This window comes from Undibacterium sp. GrIS 1.8, from assembly GCF_040544445.1.
Classification (GTDB): domain Bacteria; phylum Pseudomonadota; class Gammaproteobacteria; order Burkholderiales; family Burkholderiaceae_D; genus Undibacterium.
The window spans coordinates 32,656-52,759 of record NZ_JBEONQ010000009.1 but is presented as its reverse complement, the minus strand read 5'-3'; the positions used below and the strand labels follow the sequence as shown (position 1 = coordinate 52,759).

The 20,104-nt window shown below is 46.7% G+C and carries 14 protein-coding genes; 10 read left to right on the top strand and 4 right to left on the bottom strand.

Annotation, left to right across the window (positions count from 1 at the left end):
- On the bottom strand, positions 1 to 1,356 hold the full coding sequence (locus AAKU64_RS06065; RefSeq protein WP_354361810.1) for a GH1 family beta-glucosidase: 1,356 nt from the start codon (positions 1,354 to 1,356) through the stop codon (positions 1 to 3).
- 330 nt (positions 1,357 to 1,686) lie between these two features.
- On the opposite strand from AAKU64_RS06065, the gene AAKU64_RS06060 reads away from it, so the two are divergent.
- From AAKU64_RS06060 to lnt, 3 genes are all read left to right on the top strand, one after another.
- Positions 1,687 to 2,733 carry a LacI family DNA-binding transcriptional regulator gene (locus tag AAKU64_RS06060; protein WP_322120002.1) on the top strand — a complete coding sequence of 349 codons (1,047 nt, stop codon included), beginning with the start codon at positions 1,687 to 1,689 and terminating at the stop codon, positions 2,731 to 2,733.
- A gap of 139 nt (positions 2,734 to 2,872) precedes the next feature.
- Positions 2,873 to 3,754: a CorC family transporter gene (locus AAKU64_RS06055; protein WP_322120001.1), complete on the top strand. Its 882-nt coding sequence runs from the start codon at positions 2,873 to 2,875 to the stop codon at positions 3,752 to 3,754.
- A 75-nt stretch (positions 3,755 to 3,829) separates the two neighbouring features.
- Positions 3,830 to 5,365, top strand: coding sequence for an apolipoprotein N-acyltransferase (gene lnt, locus AAKU64_RS06050; protein WP_354361808.1), 1,536 nt, complete (start codon positions 3,830 to 3,832; stop codon positions 5,363 to 5,365).
- A gap of 41 nt (positions 5,366 to 5,406) precedes the next feature.
- On the opposite strand, the gene AAKU64_RS06045 is transcribed toward lnt, so the two are convergent.
- Positions 5,407 to 6,135, bottom strand: coding sequence for a ribonuclease HI family protein (locus tag AAKU64_RS06045; protein WP_354361806.1), 729 nt, complete (start codon positions 6,133 to 6,135; stop codon positions 5,407 to 5,409).
- Between the two features lie 125 nt (positions 6,136 to 6,260).
- Between AAKU64_RS06045 and AAKU64_RS06040 the strand changes: the two genes are divergently transcribed.
- On the top strand, positions 6,261 to 6,821 hold the full coding sequence (locus AAKU64_RS06040; RefSeq protein ID WP_354361804.1) for a hypothetical protein: 561 nt from the start codon (positions 6,261 to 6,263) through the stop codon (positions 6,819 to 6,821).
- A gap of 16 nt (positions 6,822 to 6,837) precedes the next feature.
- Here the strand turns inward: AAKU64_RS06040 and AAKU64_RS06035 are convergent, their stop codons facing one another.
- Together AAKU64_RS06035 and AAKU64_RS06030 are read right to left on the bottom strand one after the other, a co-directional pair.
- Positions 6,838 to 7,464: a flavin reductase family protein gene (locus tag AAKU64_RS06035; protein ID WP_322119997.1), complete on the bottom strand. Its 627-nt coding sequence runs from the start codon at positions 7,462 to 7,464 to the stop codon at positions 6,838 to 6,840.
- Positions 7,465 to 7,697: 233 nt separating this feature from the next.
- Positions 7,698 to 8,141 carry a thioesterase family protein gene (locus AAKU64_RS06030; protein ID WP_354361802.1) on the bottom strand — a complete coding sequence of 148 codons (444 nt, stop codon included), beginning with the start codon at positions 8,139 to 8,141 and terminating at the stop codon, positions 7,698 to 7,700.
- 414 nt (positions 8,142 to 8,555) lie between these two features.
- Between AAKU64_RS06030 and AAKU64_RS06025 the strand changes: the two genes are divergently transcribed.
- The 6 genes from AAKU64_RS06025 to AAKU64_RS06000 all read left to right on the top strand — a co-directional run bounded on the left by AAKU64_RS06025 (position 8,556) and on the right by AAKU64_RS06000 (position 19,990).
- Complete coding sequence (locus AAKU64_RS06025; RefSeq protein WP_354361800.1) at positions 8,556 to 11,309, top strand: TonB-dependent receptor; 2,754 nt, start codon at positions 8,556 to 8,558, stop codon at positions 11,307 to 11,309.
- Positions 11,310 to 11,478: 169 nt separating this feature from the next.
- Positions 11,479 to 12,801 carry an MFS transporter gene (locus tag AAKU64_RS06020; RefSeq protein ID WP_354361798.1) on the top strand — a complete coding sequence of 441 codons (1,323 nt, stop codon included), beginning with the start codon at positions 11,479 to 11,481 and terminating at the stop codon, positions 12,799 to 12,801.
- Positions 12,802 to 12,827: 26 nt separating this feature from the next.
- Complete coding sequence (locus AAKU64_RS06015) at positions 12,828 to 14,576, top strand: alpha-amylase family glycosyl hydrolase (protein ID WP_354328733.1); 1,749 nt, start codon at positions 12,828 to 12,830, stop codon at positions 14,574 to 14,576.
- Position 14,577: 1 nt separating this feature from the next.
- Positions 14,578 to 17,046, top strand: a complete 2,469-nt coding sequence (locus AAKU64_RS06010) for a glycoside hydrolase family 31 protein (RefSeq protein WP_354361796.1) — start codon at positions 14,578 to 14,580, stop codon at positions 17,044 to 17,046.
- 145 nt (positions 17,047 to 17,191) lie between these two features.
- Positions 17,192 to 18,205: a substrate-binding domain-containing protein gene (locus AAKU64_RS06005; protein ID WP_354328731.1), complete on the top strand. Its 1,014-nt coding sequence runs from the start codon at positions 17,192 to 17,194 to the stop codon at positions 18,203 to 18,205.
- A 123-nt stretch (positions 18,206 to 18,328) separates the two neighbouring features.
- Positions 18,329 to 19,990, top strand: a complete 1,662-nt coding sequence (locus tag AAKU64_RS06000) for an alpha-amylase family glycosyl hydrolase (protein WP_354361794.1) — start codon at positions 18,329 to 18,331, stop codon at positions 19,988 to 19,990.
- Positions 19,991 to 20,104: the final 114 nt, after the last annotated feature.

Here is a 20,104-nt window from a genome sequence, read left to right as displayed (position 1 = left end):
TTATTCAGCCCGGGATAAACGCTGAGTCCCTACAAAATCGCGGTACCAAAGTGCGCTGTCTTTGAGCGTTCGCTCTTGTGTGTCGTAGTCCACATACACCAAGCCAAAACGCTTGGCGTAGCCGGAGTTCCACTCAAAGTTATCCAGCAAACTCCAGTAAAAATACCCTTGTACATTGACACCTTGTTCGATCGCTTTTTGCAAGGCGTTCAGATGCAAGCGAACGTAGTCTATGCGTGCTTGGTCATGAATTTTCCCATCAACTATTTGATCTGCAACGGCCATCCCGTTTTCAGTAATATAAATTGGTGGTAAGTCTTTATATTCTTCGTTTAGTTGTAATAGCAAGTCAGTCAGACCATCAGGATAAATTTCCCACCCCATATCGGTAAAACCTAATTTACCTTCGGGTTTTTTAGGCGGATTATCCGTACTGATAAAAGAACGGAAATAATAATTGACACCTAAAAAATCGATGGGTTGCTGAATGTCAGCCATGTCATTAGCGTGTACGTCAAACTTACTCATGTCCATGCGATCAAGCGCTTTTTGCGGGTAGCGACCTTTAAAAATCGGGTCCATAAACCATTGCACCGAGCGTGCGTATTCCCATTCCGCCTCTGCTTTATCGGCGGCTGAGTCGGTTGCTGGCATAGCCGTCCATTGGTTTAAAACGATACCTAATTTTGCGGAACTATCGATCTTTTGCAGAGCCTGACGCATCGCTTTCATTGCCCATCCATGCGATAACAATAGGTGATGAGATACCTGAATTGATGCAGCGGTGTTTGCAATGCCGGGTGCAAATTGCCCGTTACCAAAACCGAGATTAGCAGTACACCAGGGTTCATTATGAGTGGCGATGGTGGCTACCCGGTTGCCAAAGCGACGCGCTACTTCTGCCGCATAGTCAGCAAAACGGGCAGGGGTGTCACGATGGAGCCAGCCGCCCTGATCTTGCAAACCTTGCGGTAAATCCCAGTGATACAAAGTCACATGCGCCAGAATATTTTTCTCGGCCAGTCTGGCGATCAGATTGGAATAAAACTCAAAGCCTTTTTCATTCCATGCGCCATAGCCCAAAGGCTGCACACGTGACCAAGAGATAGAGAAGCGATATGCGCTGACATTGAGCGAGGCGATGATGTCGATGTCTTCGGCGTAGCGATGATAATGGTCGCAAGCGACGTCGCCGGTGCTGCCATCGATGATCTTGCCGGGTGTATGTGTAAAGGTGTCCCAGATAGAGGGCCCGCGTCCGTCAACGGCGGCAGCACCTTCAATTTGGTAGGCGCTGGTTGCCACACCCCAGGTAAATGCGGGAGAAAATTCTGTTGCTGAGTCGTGATTTTGCATGTGTAGGTCTCATATATTTCTTTTGTTTGAAATCGTTTTCACGAGTGCTTAGAATTTAACATTGGGGATATCGTCTGTCAATCAACAATCTTTATTTTCATTGCGTTTTTTGGATGGCGCTTAGCTGCAGTGAAAGCTTTCATCTTGAAGCTGCGGTCAGAGGGGAACGGATGGGGAAGATGGTTTTATTTATGATGAGTTGATCAATTCATAAAACCTTGAATAATCCATGTTATTCTCGCTACGAAAAGCTTTTCACAGGCTTACCTAGATATTCATCATCAATTCATCGTTAATTCATCTTCAATTCGCATAGTTGAGAAGGCACACGTGGTCGAGAAACAAATCAATACCGATTCGGATAACAATGCTTCAAGCAATAATCCAGTGACTTTGATGGATGTGGCGCGTCAGGCGGGCGTTTCGCCCAGCACGGTGTCACGGATTTTGAATGGCACAGCCAAAGTCTCTGCGGATAAACGTAAAGCAGTAGAAACTGCCATTGAGCAGATGCACTTTGAGCCAAACCAACTGGCACAAAGTCTTAAAAGTGGTCGCTCGATGACGATCGGTATCGTCGTACAAGATATTTCCAGTCCGTTTTTTGATGAGACCTTACGTGGTGTTGATGATGGTTTAAAAGGTACTGGTTATGCCTCCGTGATCGTTAGTGGGCATTGGGATGCGCAAGAAGAGGCGGCCAGGATTAAGTTATTGCTAGCGCGCAAGGTGGATGGGATTATTTTGTTGTCCGGCCATATTGCGGATAAAGACGTGCTGCATTTTTCGCATCAAAAGCCCATCGTCGCGACGGGGCGTGCATTGCAAAGCGAGACGGCGATTGGATTTAAGCTAGACAATGAAAACGGTGCCTACCTTGCTGTGCGCCATTTAATTGAGTTAGGACATCGTCGCATTGCCTTTGTCACTGGCCCTGCCGATAACTCTGATGCCAGCGAACGGTTGCTCGGATACCAGCGCGCACTCAAAAGCGCCAATCTGGAATTTGATGCGAACCTGGTGGTTGAAGGCGATTTCCATGAGGCCAGCGGTTTAGTGGCAGTCAATCGTCTGTTTGATACTCAGCAGCAGTTTAGCGCCGTGTTTGCCGCGAATGACCAGATTGCCTATGGTGTACGGCTGAGCTTGTACCGCAAAGGGATACGGGTACCGGATGATATCTCCCTGATCGGCTTCGATGATTTGCCCGGCTCGCTTTACACTACACCGCCGTTGACGACGATACATCAGCCTTTGTATGACATGGGATTACTGGCAACGACTACTTTACTCGGACTGATCAGCGGTAAAAAAGTGGATGTCGAGCTGCCCAAGTTGGAATTGATTGTCAGAGAAACTACACGTCGCTTCAGATGATGTCGCCGCTTTATGACATTCTTGATACAAAAAAGAGCTAAAAATCAGGCTTAAATTTGTTCTAAACCGGCATCGAAGTTTGGGACTGATCTGTATTTGCTGTATCCTATAGTATTGAAACAACGGCTTTAAGCCCACTATGCAAGAGCACTCTAGTAGCGTCAGACCATCTGACGTTAAACCCCACAGGTCATTGTTTGAACGTTTGACCGCACTGATTTCCCCCGAACCTGAGAACCGCGCTGAATTGCTGGAAGTTCTGCATGACGCGCAAGAACGTAATCTGATTGATGCCGATGCACTGGCAATGATCGAAGGTGTGTTCCAGGTGTCTGATCTGGCTGCACGCGACATCATGGTGCCGCGTTCCCAGATGGACGTGATTGATATTTCCAAACCCATAGCAGAATGGATGCCCGAAGTCTTATCGACGGCGCATTCCCGCTTCCCTGCGGTGGAAGGCGATAGAGATAAAGTGGTTGGCGTGCTATTGGCAAAAGATTTGTTGCGGTACTACGCAGAAGAGTCTTTTGATGTCCGAGTGATGTTGCGCCCGGTGGTGTATATCCCGGAATCCAAGCGCCTGAATATTTTGTTGCGGGATTTTCGCGCTAATCGCAATCACATGGCAATGGTGGTGGATGAATACGGTGGCGTTGCAGGTCTGATTACGATTGAGGATGTGCTGGAGCAAATTGTCGGCGATATTGAAGACGAATATGACTTCAATGAAGAAGAAGACAATATTATTGTCCTCGATAATAACGGCGACGGCGTGCGCTGGCGTGTGAAAGGTTTGACCGAGATTGAACAGTTTAATACCGCGTTGGGTACCGATTTTTCAGACAAAGTAGTCGATACCATCGGCGGCTTGGTCACCAATCATCTGGAACGGGTACCGCACAAGGGTGAAGAATTTAATATTGGCAATCTGCATTTTGAAGTCTTGCGCGCCGATGCCCGTCAGGTGCAGATGTTGTTAGTGGAAAAACGGTCTTTGGTGCAGACTGATGATGATTGAATCCATCGTTCATCGTTGTATTCATAGAATTGTTTTCTGTTGCCCAGCTCGTACTCATTTGCAGATTCTCTGATCTTGTTTTCATTTCATTCCCCTCCATTTCGTTCATCCATCTTGCTGGCTTTGCTGGCAGGTGGTTTGAACGTATTCTCTTTTTCTCCCTATCATTTGTGGTCACTTCAGATCATCAGTCTCGCACTGATTTTTTGCTTGAGCTATTCCGCCAGTACATGGACTTTGCGACGCCAGTGGATGCTGGGTTGGGCATATAGTTTTTCCTGGATGTTTTGGGGTGTGCGCTGGTTGATGGTGGCGATGACTGATGCTGGCGGTATGCCGTGGTTGCTGGCATTGGCCGCAGTCGCTTTGTTTGCCGCTTATTTGGCTTTGTACGCCGGTCTGGCCTTGTCGCTGGCTCATTACCTACGCAAGCGTTGGCAGCTATCATTGGTCGCATCCTTGCTATTCGTGCTGCCATCGCTTTGGAGTTTGTCGGAGTTGCTACGGGGCTGGATATTTACTGGCTTCCCGTGGCTGGTGTCGGGCTATGCACATACCGCGAGCCCCTTGGCTGGCTATGCTGCCGTCTTTGGCGTGTATGGATTGGGATGGTTGAATGCCTTAATCGCAGGCGCCGTGGTTTTATTGATGCTTAAAAAATCCTGGTGGCCTGCATTGCTTGCTGGCGTTGCCTGTCTATTTTTAGTCGGCATCGGTTTGCGAGTCGTGGCATGGACACAGCCATCCGGCAACCAGATCAGTGTCAGTTTATTACAAGGTAATGTAGCGCAAGATATCAAATTTGATCCGGAACATGTGAATGACTCGCTGCGCTTGTATCACGACCTGATATTGACCGCGCCAGCCGATTTGGTAGCGACACCAGAGACCGCCTTACCGGTATTGTCCAGCCAATTACCACCGGATTATTTGCCGATGTTAAATGCCTTTGCACAAGACACTGACAGTCATCTGGTCATTGGTTTGGGGGTCTATGACGGCGGCGACAAATATACCAATAGCGTTTTAGGCTTGTCGCGCCAGCATGCGGTACGCGGCTATCGTTATGACAAACATCATCTAGTGCCGTTTGGCGAGTTTGTCCCGTTTGGTTTTAAATGGTTTGTGAATCTGATGCAGATTCCGCTGGGTGATTTTTTTGCTGGCAATGTTTTGCAAGAAGCCATGCAGATAAAAGATCAATGGGTATTGCCCAATATTTGTTATGAAGATTTGTTTGGTGAAGAAATCGCGCACCAATTGTCGGCAGCGTCGCATAGCCCATCCATATTATTAAATGTATCTAATATTGCCTGGTACGGTGATTCGATTTCTATCCCGCAGCATTTACAGATATCGCAAATGCGGGTGCTAGAAACCGGGCGGCCTATGCTGCGTTCTACCAACACCGGTGCGACGGCGGTGATTGATGCGCAGGGGATTGTGACTGCTCAGTTAAAGCCTTTAACCAAGGATATCTTGCGCGCCAAAGTACAAGGTACCAGCGGCCTGACGCCGTATGTGCGTTGGGGCAATGCAGGTATTCTTGCGCTCATCATCTTGAGTCTACTGGCGGCGTATTTTTTGTCACGGAAAAACGTACAATCCTGATTTGAATCTAAATCGTATTCCTTATCCCATCGCAGCGATCTTTAAAAAAGTGTCACTGCGTTTTGTGACAGCGCATCGGCTTCTGCATTTTTTTTGCGGGGAATCCAGATCAAACGAATATCAGTGAATTTCGCTATCAATTGCTTGGCTTGTTCGCACTGCTCTTGCAGTGTTGAGCATGCGGGCAAGCTCACGGTGTTTTTCTTGCTGTGGGTGCGGTCGGCGTTGACGCTGTCTATCACGGTGCGGCTGTCACCAAACACAACAAGTTTGGCAGGGCGCTGTTCTAACGCGCAGGCTAATACCGCGTTTAGCGCATAGAATTCTGCCTCGTTACTATCACCGTAGCCCATCGCCCGGCTGATTTCTATCTTTATTCCTGATGGGCTGACTACGACGCCACCGATACCAATTTTGCCCGGATTAGGATGTGCTGAACCATCAAAATAAGCCTGCCAGGTGTCAGCACCCAGTCCGTTGATAGCGCAGTTGCTTTGCTTATTACTTTGCTTATGTTGGGCTAATTTTTCAGCCTGTAGTTGTTGACGTACGATATGACGAGCACGAATTTTTTCCTGCTCCAATAATCGTATAGCAATAAGATTTTCTAAGCCTTTTTCACCTGCTATGTTGAACAGGATTTTTTCTAATGCGTGTTCTTGTGCCTGCTCCAGGTTTTGCGATTCAGTGATGTTGGCTTTTGCTAAGCGCTGGCTTTTCGTTAGTTCTGCTTTAAACGCAATAGCAAGAAGTTGATCATGTGTAGGCATACTGCGGGATTTATTTTTTTTGAAAATTGGCTTAGTTCGGTACTATGAATATAGTAGTCACCGTACTTCGCAAGTGTGCCATCATTTGCAAGATGCGTACTTAAAAAAGAATTTTGGAGCACATAATGACCTATAAAGAAAACACCAACGACAGTGCCGCTTTTCTACCAGTCGGCATGATTGCCAATGCAGGCACTTATGGACAAGCGATAGAAATGGCAGCAGTGCGAAAACATAGCGCTGATGCTGATGCTGGCTCTGGTAGTGCAGGCTGGGCACCGTTTCATTACGAAAAAATTTCTGATACAGAGTATGTCTGCACTGGCGGATACGCGATTGGTAGCGGTGGCTACAAAAAATGGCCAGAGCCGCATACGACTGTCGTCGTTTCTATCTCAGAGATTGAACATACGCTGAGTTTGTTATTAGAAGATGCGCAAGATAAAGAGGACGTCATTGCAGATATGAGGGCGCCAGGCAGTTTTGCATCAAGCCAATCTGCCAAGGTCAGCTCGCCTCAATTACCCAGTCCATCAGAGCCCACAACGCCGCCAAAATACTTAACCGTCGTGCTGCAATTACCCAATGATAAAGAAGGACAGCAGCGGATTAAAGATGCTTTCAAAATTGATGAATTATTTTTTGGTGCGCTGGTGACATCCATCTCCACCCGCGCACCAAACTGAATTATTCCTTAGGTTTTTATTTAGCCCAGCCAGCCGGACGTGCCAGCGTAAAATTTTCTGTCGCGTTCGTCCTGCCGTACCAGTCCGCACCCATGCGCGACACCAGATCTAATTTGACCGGATCAATTTGGCCATCTGCGGTGACAATACTGTCATCCACATGTGCTGCGACGACTTCACCAAAGACCACATAGCAAGTTGGCGCATGTTCTGGGTAGGGCATCAGCTTTGCCAGTCTGCATTCAAAACTGACAGGCGCGCCGTCCACTCTGGGTACGCCAATAAATTGTGACGGCAGAGACTTCACATTACATTGTTCAAACTCACTGGTTTCTGCGTCGTAACCAAATGAGGTTTCGTTCATCAATTGCACCATGGGGAATGACACCAGATTGACGACAAATTCGCCAGTCTCCTGGATATTGCGTACGGTGTCTTTCATACTGCCGTCGCTATTGACCAAAGGTGAAATCATCAAGGTCGGCGGCGATGCCGTAATCATCTGAAAAAAACTAAACGGCGCGAGATTAGTCAGGCCATTTTTCCCTTTAGAAGAAACCCATGCAACCGGACGCGGCGTAATGGTAGAGCCCATCCAAAAATAAGCGAGTCTTGGTGCTATAGATGAAAAGTCGATCAGCATGGAATTCCTTTAATTTGCTATTCAATTTGTACAGCGAGAATGCGGTAAGTCGTTTGATGATTGCCTGCTTTGGAAGAGGCGTAATTAAATATACTCCCCTACTTTTTTGATAAAAAACCGTAGATGTCCAGTTTTTCTATGGACAATAAAAATATACTGCATAGGGTATATCTTTATTCAATTCGTCCCATTACTATTTTCTGCTTATGTTGATTGAAGCTGACCACGAATAATCAAGTCAGCCAATTCACTTTCGGAAATTTCTCCCTCACATAGTCCGGCATGCTGGTGACTTCTGCTTTGGCATAATCATAAAAAATAAATCCTGATTTTGCCATCGCAATCAGACGCTGGTCGCTGGGGCGGGTGATGCGGAAAGTGATATCGCCGCCATATTTATTGAAATCCATGACGCCAACTTCAAACAACAACTGATCGCGTGCGTGCGCTTCGGATTTGTAGGTGGTCGCCAGGTCGGTGATGATGGTGCCCGGGCCGACGCCTTTGGTTTCGCCAATCCCAAATTCAAACATAAACCTGGCTCTTGCCTCAGAGATCATGGAAATCATCGAGTCGTTGCCAAGATGGTTTGCGCTATTGATGTCGGTCACCCTTACTGTCAGCAGGGTGGAGTAGTAGTACTGATCTTCTGGGAAATGGAGTGTTAGGCGAGCCATGGCTTTTAAGATTTATATAAACGACTGATTCTACCCGTTTGTGATTCGCAGGAATTGTTGTGATTTCTTCAAAATCCATTGCAGGCAAGAAATAAATATCCAATGCGCTTTGGATTTTTTGTTGTTAATATTCAATGCGCTTTGATAAAAAACAGAAATTTTTAATTATTTATGTAGTATGACTACATAAAGTGACTAGGCTTGTGGGTGATTAGCAACGGTTAAGAGTGATATTTTCATTCTTAACGCAATATATTCGACGAAATATCAATTATTTGATTTGACATGTAATTTAGTATTAGTACAGAATCTGGTTCGGGGCATCAAATTCCGGATTTTAATTAGAGCGTTTGAGCTGCCAAGATTTTGCTGTTGGAATCGTAGTTTTATAATAAAAAACCAAGGAGACGAGTAATGACTAGCTTTCAAAAAAAGCGAGGCGGGAGTGTTGCCTTCAATCGCTTCGTATTTAACGTAACCCCTATCGCTGCAGCTTGTGCATTGCTGCTATCCACATCCACTGCGGTCTATGCGCAACAAGCCGGCACCCCAGCTGCTGCTACCGCTGCTACCAAAGCAGACGACGGTAATGTGGTTGTTGTTACCGGTATCCGTAAGGGTATTGAGGATGCGATTTCAGTAAAGAAAAATTCTAATTCTATCGTCGAAGCAATTTCTGCTGAAGACATAGGCAAGTTGCCCGATACCAGTATTGCCGAATCCATTGCCCGTTTGCCTGGCTTAGCCGCGCAACGTGTTGCAGGCCGCGCTCAGGTCATCAGCGTTCGGGGTTTATCTCCGGATTTTGCCACTACGTTATTGAATGGCCGCGAGCAAGTCAGCACCGGCGACAACCGCAGTGTTGAGTTTGATCAATACCCTTCTGAATTGCTGAGCGGCGTGACTGTGTACAAAACCCCTGACGCTGGTCTAGTAGGGCAGGGTTTGTCTGGTACGATCGATTTACAAACAGTGCGTCCGCTGGATTTTTCTACCCGTACAATTTCTTTAAATGCTCGTGGCGAGAAAAATTCCATGGGATCGATTGCTAATATTAAAGATACTGGCCATCGCATCAGCGCAAGTTACATCGATCAATTTGCCGATCGTACGATTGGTATTGCCATCGGTATTGCAGATCTGGAGTCGCCGGTGTTGGATAATGAGACTGGTACTTATGAGCCGTTTAGTCAAAGTTCTGTCTCTGGCGTTCCTCCTGGTACCTACGTTACTGCGGGTGTTAAATCACTGGCGAAGAGCGGTACCTTAAAGCGTACTGGCATCATCGGTGTATTGGAATATCGTCCGTCAAAAATGTGGAGAAGTACGCTGGATATATTCAGTTCTACTTTTAAACAAGTTGATACCAATAATCAATTTGAAGCCAACTTAGGTGGCTATAACGGTAGCAACAATCCACAAGGATTTAATTACAGTTCGGTCAATGTGGTTAACAATACTTTGCTCGGTGGCGTTGCAACCGGAGCATACCCACTGGTACGCGGACAATACAATAACCGCGAAGATTCTATCCATACTGCTGGCTGGGGTAATAAATTTACTTTCGACAAATGGTCATTATTAGCAGACGTTAATTACTCTGAAGCTAAGCGTGATGAGCTGTATCTTGAAAACAATTTACAACTGAGAAATCCATCTGGCGGACCGCTCAATGACCCAGCCCTGACAGTCGGCTGGGTACCAGGCAGTTTTGCTACCTTGTCGGGCAAGTTAAATTATAGTGATCCGACTCAGCTGTATACCGGTAACTCGATTTATGGCTACGGCAGTACCTATGCACCACATCTTAAAGACGTTTTAAAGAGCTTTAAAATGGTTGCAACAATGCCGGTGCCAGCGATGCTCGACAATGTTTTTGACAATGTAGATGTGGGTGTCAATCGTAGTGATCGTACTAAAACTAAACGTCAACCAAGTGGTGCGCTGACCGCTAGCGGTAGTCCAACTATTTCTAGCGATTTGTTGTATGCCCCGGTCAATCTTGGTTTTGCTGGTAGCGGCATTGTTCCTTCCTGGAATGTACCTGGTGTCATCGCGAAATACTTTGATCCAATTACCTACAACTTGACCAATAATAGCAACACGATTTCACGTGCTTGGGATGTCACTGAGAAAATCACGACCTCTTTTGTTAAAGGTAATATTGACTCTCAACTCGGTGGTGTTTCGCTCCGTGGCAATATCGGCGTACAAGTGATCAATACTGACCAGTCATCGGCATCGCTGTATTCCGATCCTAGTGGCGCTGCTCATCCATATACCGACGGAAAAACTTATACCGACGTGCTGCCAAGTATGAATCTGGTCTTTGGTTTGCCTGACCAGCAAACTTTACGTTTTGCATTAGCAAAACAAGTTGCGCGTCCGCGCCTGGATCAGTTAAATGCCGGCTTTGAGTTTAAAGTGGATGCCTCTACCAGATTGCCTGGTGGTAGCGGTGGTAACGCACAGTTAGAGCCTTGGCGTGCTACTGCTTTAGACATCTCTTATGAAAAGTATTTCGGTACTAAAGCTTATTTCGCTGCAGCCTTTTTCTACAAAGACTTGAAGAGCTATATCTATGATTATTCGGAAACTCGTGACTTCTCCCAGTTCACACCGGGAACTGTAGCGATATCTAATTTTGGTCAATATAACTCTCCTAAGAACGGCCAAGGTGGTTCGCTCAAAGGTCTGGAATTATCAGCATCAGCACCGCTGAATCTGATCTCCTCAGCGCTTGATGGATTTGGTGTCACTGCTAGTACGACATTTACTGATAGCTCGATTAATATTCCTCAAGTGAACGATACTATCGGCAAAATTCAATTGCCTGGCCTGTCTAAGAATGTCACCAATCTCACGCTTTACTATGAGAAAAAAGGCTTCTCAGCCCGTATCGGTCAACGTCGTCGCTCTGACTACGTTGGTGAGATCGGTAACTTTGCCGGTGATCGTCAATTGCGTTATGTCGTTGGTGATAATGTCACTGACTTCCAAATTGGTTACGCGTTTGAAGACGGTCCATACAAAGGTCTGGGCATCATGTTGCAAGTCAATAATCTGACCAATGCAGCCTATGAAACCTACGCAAATAGCAAAGATCGTCAGTTAGAGTATGCAAAATACGGACGTATCATGTTGTTAGGCGCCAGCTACAAGTTTTAAGTAACACTAAAACAGTCCTCGCAGACTCCAAGCTGCGGGGACTTGTTTTTAGGACTTAGGCTAAATCGTTTCAGCAGCAATTTAATACCAACTGCGCGAATAATTTTGCATCAGTCTTAATCTCGTTATTCTGTTGGACGTTACTTAAAAAAACCAGGAACAAGCAAGCATGCAATCATCGACAAACAAGCCTAGGCTTTCGTTCTGGCAGTTGTGGAATATGAGTTTTGGTTTCTTCGGCATTCAATTCGGCTTTGCCTTACAAAACACCAATACCAGCCGGATTTTTTCCACCTTAGGTGCTAACGCGGATGATCTCGCCTTGTTCTGGCTTGCCGCACCGATCACGGGTTTGCTAGTACAGCCGGTGATAGGCTATCTCAGTGATAATACTTGGCATCCATTTTGGGGGCGTCGTCGTCCATTTTTCTTTGTCGGTGCTTTATTAGCATCGGTTGCGATGTTCCTGATGCCTAACTCCAGCATGTTATGGATGGCGATTGCTGTTTTGTGGATGATGGATTCTGCGATCAATATTTCGATGGAGCCATTCCGCGCTTTTGTCGGTGACAAACTCAATCCTTCGCAACAGACGGCGGGTTTTGCGATGCAGACTTTTTTGATCGGATGCGGCGGTGTGATAGCCTCCCTGTTGCCAAGTTTGCTGACCAATTATCTCGGCGTCAGCAATGTTCCGGTTGATGGGGCTATACCGGATACGGTGCGTTATTCCTTCTATTTTGGTGGCGCTATCTTTGCGTTGTCGGTGATGTGGACTGTATTTACGACGAAAGAAATACCGCCAACTGATTTAGAGAAATTTCGCCAGGAACGTAAAAATAACCAAGGTTTTGCAAGAGCTATTACAGAAATTTTGGGCGGCTTTCTCAAGATGCCAAAAACCATGGTGCAACTGGGATGGGTGCAGTTTTTTACTTGGGTCGCTTTGTTTTCTATGTGGGTCTACACCACACCATCGATTGCCGAAATCGTATTCCATAGTACCGATGCTCAATCTGCTGCTTATCAAGAGGGTGGTAACTGGGTTGGCATTATGTTTGGTGTATATGGCGGCGTATCCGCGATAGCTGCTTTTATCTTACCGATCCTGTCGCGTATGACTAGCCGTAAATTCGTTCATATGATCTGCCTGATGATAGGTGGCGTCAGTCTGGTCAGCATCTTTCTTATTAGTTCCAAACAAATGTTGTTGTTGCCTATGGTCGGCGTAGGGATTGCCTGGGCAAGCGTATTGACGATGCCTTATGCCATTCTGGCTGGCGCTTTGCCTGCTAATCGCATGGGTTATTACATGGGTTTGTTTAACTTTTTTGTCGTGATTCCGCAAATTGTGGCTGGCTTTGTATTGGGCGCGATGTTGAAACATTTGTTCAATTATCAATCAGTCAAAGTTCTGATGCTAGGTGGCTTTTGCATGATCCTCGCAGGCATATTGACCATGTTTGTTAAAGACGTTGTAGAACAGTCGTAGTGACATTCTTTCTGAATAGAATTGGCATGAATTTTTTTGCGATCGTATTTTCTCTGGCACTATTTTTTGTCAATGTCTTTGACAGCCTTGTCTATGCGGCAGACATGTCAGCCACGACAAAAGAACAGTTACCGAAAACATCGAAAAAAGCAGCATTCGTATGGAATAACGCCACTATATATTTCTTGCTGACGGATCGGTTTTATAACGCGAATCCGACTAATGATCTTGCCTATGAACGCAAAAATGATGCTGCAAAGTTACGCGGATTTGCAGGTGGTGATCTGGCAGGCATTACAGAAAAAATCAAGCAAGGTTATTTTAAAAACTTAGGCGTCAACGTCATCTGGATCACACCGCCTGTCGAGCAAATTCACAGCGCGACTGATGAAGGTATTGGCTTGTCTTACGGTTTCCACGGTTACTGGGCGCGTGACTTTACTAAGGTAGATGCTAACTGGGGTACAGAAGCCGACATGCGCAAGTTGGTTGATACCGCTCACGCTAATGGAATCCGTGTACTGCTCGATGTGGTGATGAATCACACCGGCCCAGTCACCGAGGTAGATCCTCAATGGCCCAATGACTGGGTGCGTACTTCGCCAGTTTGTACTTATAAAGATGTAGCAACTACCGTCAATTGCGTACTGGTTAAAAATCTGCCAGATTTTCGTACCGAAAGTAATGCCAATGTAGCGTTACCACCAGCCTTAGTCGCCAAGTGGAAATCTGAAGGACGCTACGAGCAGCAAGTCAGCGAGTTGGATTCGTTTTTCAAACATACGGGCTTCCCTCGCGCACCACGCTATTACCTGATGAAATGGCATGCCGATTGGGTCAGAAAATATGGTATCGACGGTTTTCGCGCCGATACGGTCAAGCATGTAGAACCCGGTGTCTGGAAAGAGCTAAAACAAGTAGCCAGCGCCGCGTATGAGGATTGGAAACGGGACAATCCTGATAAAAAATTAGGTGACGATCCTTTTTTTATGACGGCAGAAGTGTATGGCTACTCCATCGCCAGTGGACAGCAATTCACTATGGACGGTGGTAGCCAAGTGAATTTTTATCAGAATGGTTTTGATAGCATTATCAACTTCGGCTTTAAGACCGATGCTAAGAAAAATATCGACGTCTTGTTTAGCGAGTATTCAGAAAAACTCAATATGCCGGATAGTCCTTTACACGGATATTCCGTCCTCAACTATGTTAGTTCGCATGACGATTTAAGTCCGTTTGACCGGGAACGTAACAATCCGTTTGATGCGGGTACCCGACTATTGCTGAGCCCCGGTGCCGCACAAATTTACTACGGTGACGAAACTGCCCGCTCTTTATCAGTCGCTGGTGCGCAAGGGGATGCCAATTTGCGGTCCATGATGAACTGGGATGAGCTGACGCAAAAAAAATCGAGATTTCATTACAACATCGCAAATGTGTTCCAGCATTGGAGCAAGCTGGGATTATTCCGCCAAGCGCATGTCGCAGTGGGCGCTGGCGTGCATCAAAAAATATCAGATAGACCGTATATTTTTAAACGGATTTATCAGCATGATGGCATCAACGACAGAGTGGTAGTAGCGCTCGATTTGCCGATTGGTGAGAGCGTAGCAATTCCCGTTACGGGCGTTTTTCTTGATGGAGAAAAATTGAAAGACTATTACTCAGGACATAGTGCCATCGTCGTTAATGGCATGGTGAAGTTTGATAGCAAGAATAATATGGTGCTGATTGGTAAGGATGAACATCCGCCTGCTAGATCGGATGGAAATTAAGATGAAAAATCAACTAAAACGCCCAATCATTGGCAACACTGTATTCTGCATAGTAGCCGCCTTAGTTGTTCTAGCGATACAACTGACACAGCCAGCTTTTGCTCAAAACAGAGGAAGAGTACTTGAGGTCGTTGCTGATAAGGGTAGTTACTTAGAACTGACGACCAACGATGGTCTTTATCAGATCAAGCCATATTCTGACAAGATTATAGAAACCACGTTTATCCCCAAAGGACAAAGTTTTATCTCCGGGTCACATGCAGTTGTGTTGTCACCCGCCATGCTTAAAACTAGTGTTAGCAATACAGACGTTGCTGTCGATTATGCTGTCGGCTCCGGTGTTGGCTCCAGTCTGACCGGTATGGTGGTAAACATCACCAAATCGCCTTTTCAAATCAGTTACGCCTATAAAGGCAAGCAACTCATTTCTGAAAAAAATGGTTACAGCAAACAAGATACCTCTGAAGTACTAGACTTTAATCTGGATGCAACGGAAGCGCTGTACGGTGCAGGTGCGCGTGCATTAGGGATGAACCGCCGTGGTAATCGTCTGCCACTCTACAACAAGGCGCATTACGGTTATGAGGATCGCTCTAGTCAGATGAATTTTTCTATTTCTCTGATATTTTCGTCTAAACGATACGGCATTCATTTTGATAATGCGCCGATTGGCTATCTAGATCTGGATAGTAAAAAAGAGAATGTACTCGCTTATGAAACCATCAGCGGCAGAAAAACATATCAGATTATTGCTGGCGATAGCTGGGACGATATTATTGGTAACTACACCAGTTTGACCGGCAAGCAACCGTTGCCGCCACGCTGGGCTTTCGGCAACTTCGCCAGTCGCTTCGGTTACCACAGCGAAGCAGAAGCACGCAAAATCGTAGATCAATTTGCTGCTGAAAAAATTCCACTGGATGCCATCATTTTTGATTTGTACTGGTTTGGCAAAGACATCAAAGGCACGATGGGCAACCTAGAGTTTGATCGGGATAACTTCCCGCATCCTCAGGAGATGATTGCCGATTTTGCTAAAAAAGGCATAAAAACTATATTGATCACAGAGCCGTTTATCTTGACGACTTCCAGTAAATGGAACGAGGCAGTAGAGAAGAAAATTCTCGCAACAGATAAGAATGGAGCACCATTTGTCTATGATTTTTATTTTGGACACACAGGGCTCATCGATATTTTTGACCCGAAAGCAAAAGACTGGTTCTGGTCGATTTATAAAAATTTGAAGAGAGATGGTGTCGCTGGTTGGTGGGGTGATCTGGGCGAGCCAGAAGTGCACCCGTCTGACTTGCAGCATAAGACGGGCTCGGCAGATCAGCTGCATAATATTTATGGACACGATTGGGCTAGGTTGATCGCAGAGGGATACCAAAAAGAATTTCCGGAAGAGCGTCCCTTTATTTTGATGCGTTCTGGCTACTCCGGCTCGCAACGGTTTGGCATGATCCCCTGGTCGGGCGACGTGAACCGCACTTGGGGTGGCTTGCAGAGTCAGCCAGAGATTGCATTGCAGATGGGGATGCAAGGTTTGGCATATATGCACTCAGACTTGGGTGGATTTGCGGGTGCCAATTTGGATGATGAGCTATATGCGCGCTGGTTGCAGTACGGCGTATTCCAACCGATTTTTCGTCCACATGCCCAAGAGGAAGTCGCCGCAGAACCGGTTTTAAGAAGCACATCCGCAAAGGCTCTAGCAAAGGCGGCGATTGAACTGCGTTATCGCATGCTGCCGTATAACTACACGCTGGCGTTTGAAAATAATCAGCGTGGCCTGCCGCTGATGCGACCCATGTTGTATGAAGAGCCGGACAATCCTGAGATGCGCGGCGTATCTGATCGTTATTTATGGGGGCATGATTTTTTTGTGTCGCCCGTACTCAAAGCCGCTGTCAAAGAGCAGACGATTCGTTTTCCTGCGACCAATCACTGGTTTGATTTTTATACTGATCAAAAATATGTCGCTGGTAGTACTGGATCAGTTGCGATTGTGCCTGAGCACATCCCCGTATTTGTCAGAGCAGGTGCCTTTATCCCTATGGCAAAGTTGGTCCAAACCACCAGAGATTATTCGACTAAAGAACTTGATCTGCATTATTACTACGATTCATCTGTACCGCATAGTCGCGGTCAATTGTATGACGATGATGGTTTGACATCCGCCGCTTTCGAGAAAGGTCGATATCAACTTTTACAGTTTTTTGGCGATACCGCTGTAGACAATAATCACCAAAAAATCACGGTACAGCTGAAGACGGAAACGGGTTTGAATTATCAGCCTGTTGATAGAAAAATTGAATTGATCATGCATAACATTGCTACTGCGCCGAACTGGGTCAAGGCAAAAAACCGGTCTTTGCCATTTAAATGGAATGCGGTAAAAAAACAATTATCAGTCTTGGTCAACATACCAGCAAGAACAGAGCAGACCGTCGTAGTGCAGATCAACTGAAGTAAAAAGTCATCCGCAAAAGTAGGACAACAGTTGGCAAATACGTCAGTAAATTAGTAAGCAAATAAAGTAAGCAAATAAGTAAGCAAATAAGTAAGCTTCAGCAAATTTAAAAGTAGTCTCATTTTTGAAGTAACCGACACCAATGAATCTTAAAAGCCTCGCTAAAAATCTGGGTATTTCCGAAACTACGGTGAGCCGCGCTCTGAACGGCTATCCAGAGGTTAGCGAGAAGACTCGACAGCGTGTAATGGCGGCAGCCAATGCAGCGGGATATCGTCCCAATCCGATGGCGCGGAGTCTGGCAGTCGGGCGCACTAATGTGGTTGGCATGATTCATCCTTTGCTGCCGAACGATTTAGGCGATCCTATGTTTATGTCTATCGTCGACGGGATGTCGTCCGCGCTGGAGTCCAGACAAATGGATTTGATCATTGCGCCGGTGTCGCCTGCGAATGAGTTGCGTGCCTACCAGCGTATGGTGCAAGAGCGTCGGGTCGATGGTTTGATCGTTTCCCGTACCCGTTTATATGACGAGCGGATTGCTTACTTAACCGGACACGGCTTGCCATTCGTCGCGCATGGACGCACACAGGTTAATGAGCCGCACGCCTGGTTTGATTATGACAATGAGTCTGGTATGCAGACTGCTGTTCAGTATTTGCTCTCGCACGGACACCAGCGTGTCGGCCTGATCAGTGCGCCTTTGGAAATGAACTTTGCCCGTCAACGTTACAACAGCTTTATCGAGGCAATACAAAAGGCGGGCTTACAACCGAATCCCGCGCATCTGATCGGCGATAGTAACGACAGACGCCGAGGGTATCAGGCGATGCAACAAATACTTGCCAGCCCCTTACCACCAACCGCAGTCATCGTCGATAACCAGATGTCTGGCGTGGGCGCCGTACGCGCTTTGCTGGATGCGGGTATTCAGATTGGTACCGATATATCGATCATCGTCTGGAGCAAGATGGAAGATTCCCTGGCGGGCTACAACGTCACCACGATCGATCAGCCAAATCCTGATCAGGCAGGTAGCCGAATGATAGAAATGTTGATGTCCTTATTGGATGGAACGCCGCCAGAAGAATTACAAGTGCTGTGGCAGCCGATACTTTTGCCGGGCGATACGGTAAGAGAGTGCCGCCATAGTTGAGCCGCTGCTATTAAAGAAGTCAGACTTAAGAAGCCAGACTTAAGAAGCCAGACTTAAATAAAGCTGTTACAAAAGTTGTTGAATAGTGCAGCGACCACCACCTGTTTTATGAATGATTTCAACATGACTGCAACAACCAAGCGCGACATTCCGCTAGCCACGATCTCTGCAACAAATACTGAGTGGTGGCGCGAGGCCATCATTTATCAGGTCTATCCACGCAGCTTTTTGGATACCAATGGCGACGGTGTCGGTGACTTACCCGGCATTACTGCCAAGCTAGATTACATCGCCAGTCTGGGTGTTGATATTGTCTGGATTTCTCCTTTCTTCACTTCGCCGATGAAGGACTTTGGTTATGACGTGGCGGACTATTGCGATGTTGATCCCTTGTTCGGTACTCTGGCTGATTTCGATCAATTGGTGCAGCGTGCACATGCGCTGGGTCTGAAGATTATGATTGACCAGGTACTGTCACATACGGCAGAAAATCACCCTTGGTTTACTGAAAGTCGCAAGAACCGTACTAATCCAAAAGCGGACTGGTATGTCTGGGCAGACCCGCAGGCCGACGGTACACCACCGAACAATTGGCTCTCGATTTTCGGTGGCTCTGCATGGCAATGGGACACTCGTCGTCTGCAATATTATCTGCATAATTTTTTAACCAGTCAGCCAGATATGAACTTCCACCAGCCCGCGGTGCAGCAGGCGCATCTGGATAATATGCGCTTCTGGCTGGAGCGCGGTGTTGATGGTTTTCGTATGGACGCTTGTATCTTCCATTTCCATGATCAGCAATTGCGCAGCAATCCACCGGCGGCCAAGCAAAATACGATTAGTGTAGCGGCCTCCAATCCGTATGGAATGCAGGCACATATTTATGATAATACGCAGCCAGAAAATCTCGCCTTCTTTCAAAAAGTCCGTACCTTATTAAATGAGTATGGTGCCATCTCGATTGGTGAGATTGGCTCTGATGACGCGTTGGGTGTAATGGCGGCCTATACCGCCGACAACGACAAATTACAGATGGCATACAGCTTTAATTTACTGACTACAGAAAAATCTGCACGTTATATCCGCTCTCAGGTAGAAGAATTTGAAGCACGCGTGGTTGGCGGTGGTGCGTCGTGGTCGGTCGGCAATCATGATGTTGCACGTGTCATGACGCGCTGGGGTGGCGCGCAAGCAACGCCCGCTTTTGCCAAAGTTGTCCTCGCCATGCAACTAGCCTTAAAAGGTACGCCATGTCTGTACCAAGGTGATGAGCTGGCATTGACAGAGGCCGATGTTCCCTTTGAGTCATTACGCGATCCGGTAGGGATTACCTTCTGGCCAGAAGCCAAAGGTCGTGACGGCTGCCGCACGCCTATGCCTTGGAACAAACTCGAGGCACACGCGGGTTTTACGACGGGCACTCCGTGGTTACCCGTGCCAGCAGAACATCTGGCTGTTGCTGCGTCTGAACAGGAATCTGACCCCGCTTCGGCACTGAACTTTACCCGTAACATTATTCGCTGGCGAAAACAGCTCCCGCAACTGACCGGCGGCGAGATTACATTTTTTGATGCGCCTGAACCTGTATTGGCCTTGAGCCGGACATTGCCTGATTCCCCTCAGATATTGGCTGTGTTTAATTTGGGAGGGGATGAGGTTGAATTTACTTTGCCAGTCGCCGCCAATTTTGATGCATTGACAGGGCATGGATTGCCGGGCGATGTCGCTGGAAGCTTAGTTAGTTTACCCGCCTACGGCGCCTGGTTTGGTATTGCCAGAACTTAGCAGAGGATAAAAACTCTCTCTCGCCATCGGACGAGGGAGTTGGCAGATCATTTCTTTCATCTTTTTTTAATTTATATACTGGGATACAGTATTTTAAATTGTCCATATAAAGTC

Bases quoted from the DNA above. Each gene is read 5' to 3' on its own strand.
- AAKU64_RS06065 (WP_354361810.1), bottom strand. From the start codon at position 1,356: ATGCAAAATCACGACTCAGCAACAGAATTTTCTCCCGCATTTACCTGG.
- AAKU64_RS06055 (WP_322120001.1), top strand. From the start codon at position 2,873: ATGCAAGAGCACTCTAGTAGCGTCAGACCATCTGACGTTAAACCCCAC.
- AAKU64_RS06045 (WP_354361806.1), bottom strand. From the start codon at position 6,135: ATGCCTACACATGATCAACTTCTTGCTATTGCGTTTAAAGCAGAACTA.
- AAKU64_RS06040 (WP_354361804.1), top strand. From the start codon at position 6,261: ATGACCTATAAAGAAAACACCAACGACAGTGCCGCTTTTCTACCAGTC.
- AAKU64_RS06035 (WP_322119997.1), bottom strand. From the start codon at position 7,464: ATGCTGATCGACTTTTCATCTATAGCACCAAGACTCGCTTATTTTTGG.
- AAKU64_RS06030 (WP_354361802.1), bottom strand. From the start codon at position 8,141: ATGGCTCGCCTAACACTCCATTTCCCAGAAGATCAGTACTACTACTCC.
- AAKU64_RS06025 (WP_354361800.1), top strand. From the start codon at position 8,556: ATGACTAGCTTTCAAAAAAAGCGAGGCGGGAGTGTTGCCTTCAATCGC.
- AAKU64_RS06020 (WP_354361798.1), top strand. From the start codon at position 11,479: ATGCAATCATCGACAAACAAGCCTAGGCTTTCGTTCTGGCAGTTGTGG.
- AAKU64_RS06015 (WP_354328733.1), top strand. From the start codon at position 12,828: ATGAATTTTTTTGCGATCGTATTTTCTCTGGCACTATTTTTTGTCAAT.
- AAKU64_RS06010 (WP_354361796.1), top strand. From the start codon at position 14,578: ATGAAAAATCAACTAAAACGCCCAATCATTGGCAACACTGTATTCTGC.
- AAKU64_RS06005 (WP_354328731.1), top strand. From the start codon at position 17,192: ATGAATCTTAAAAGCCTCGCTAAAAATCTGGGTATTTCCGAAACTACG.
- AAKU64_RS06000 (WP_354361794.1), top strand. From the start codon at position 18,329: ATGACTGCAACAACCAAGCGCGACATTCCGCTAGCCACGATCTCTGCA.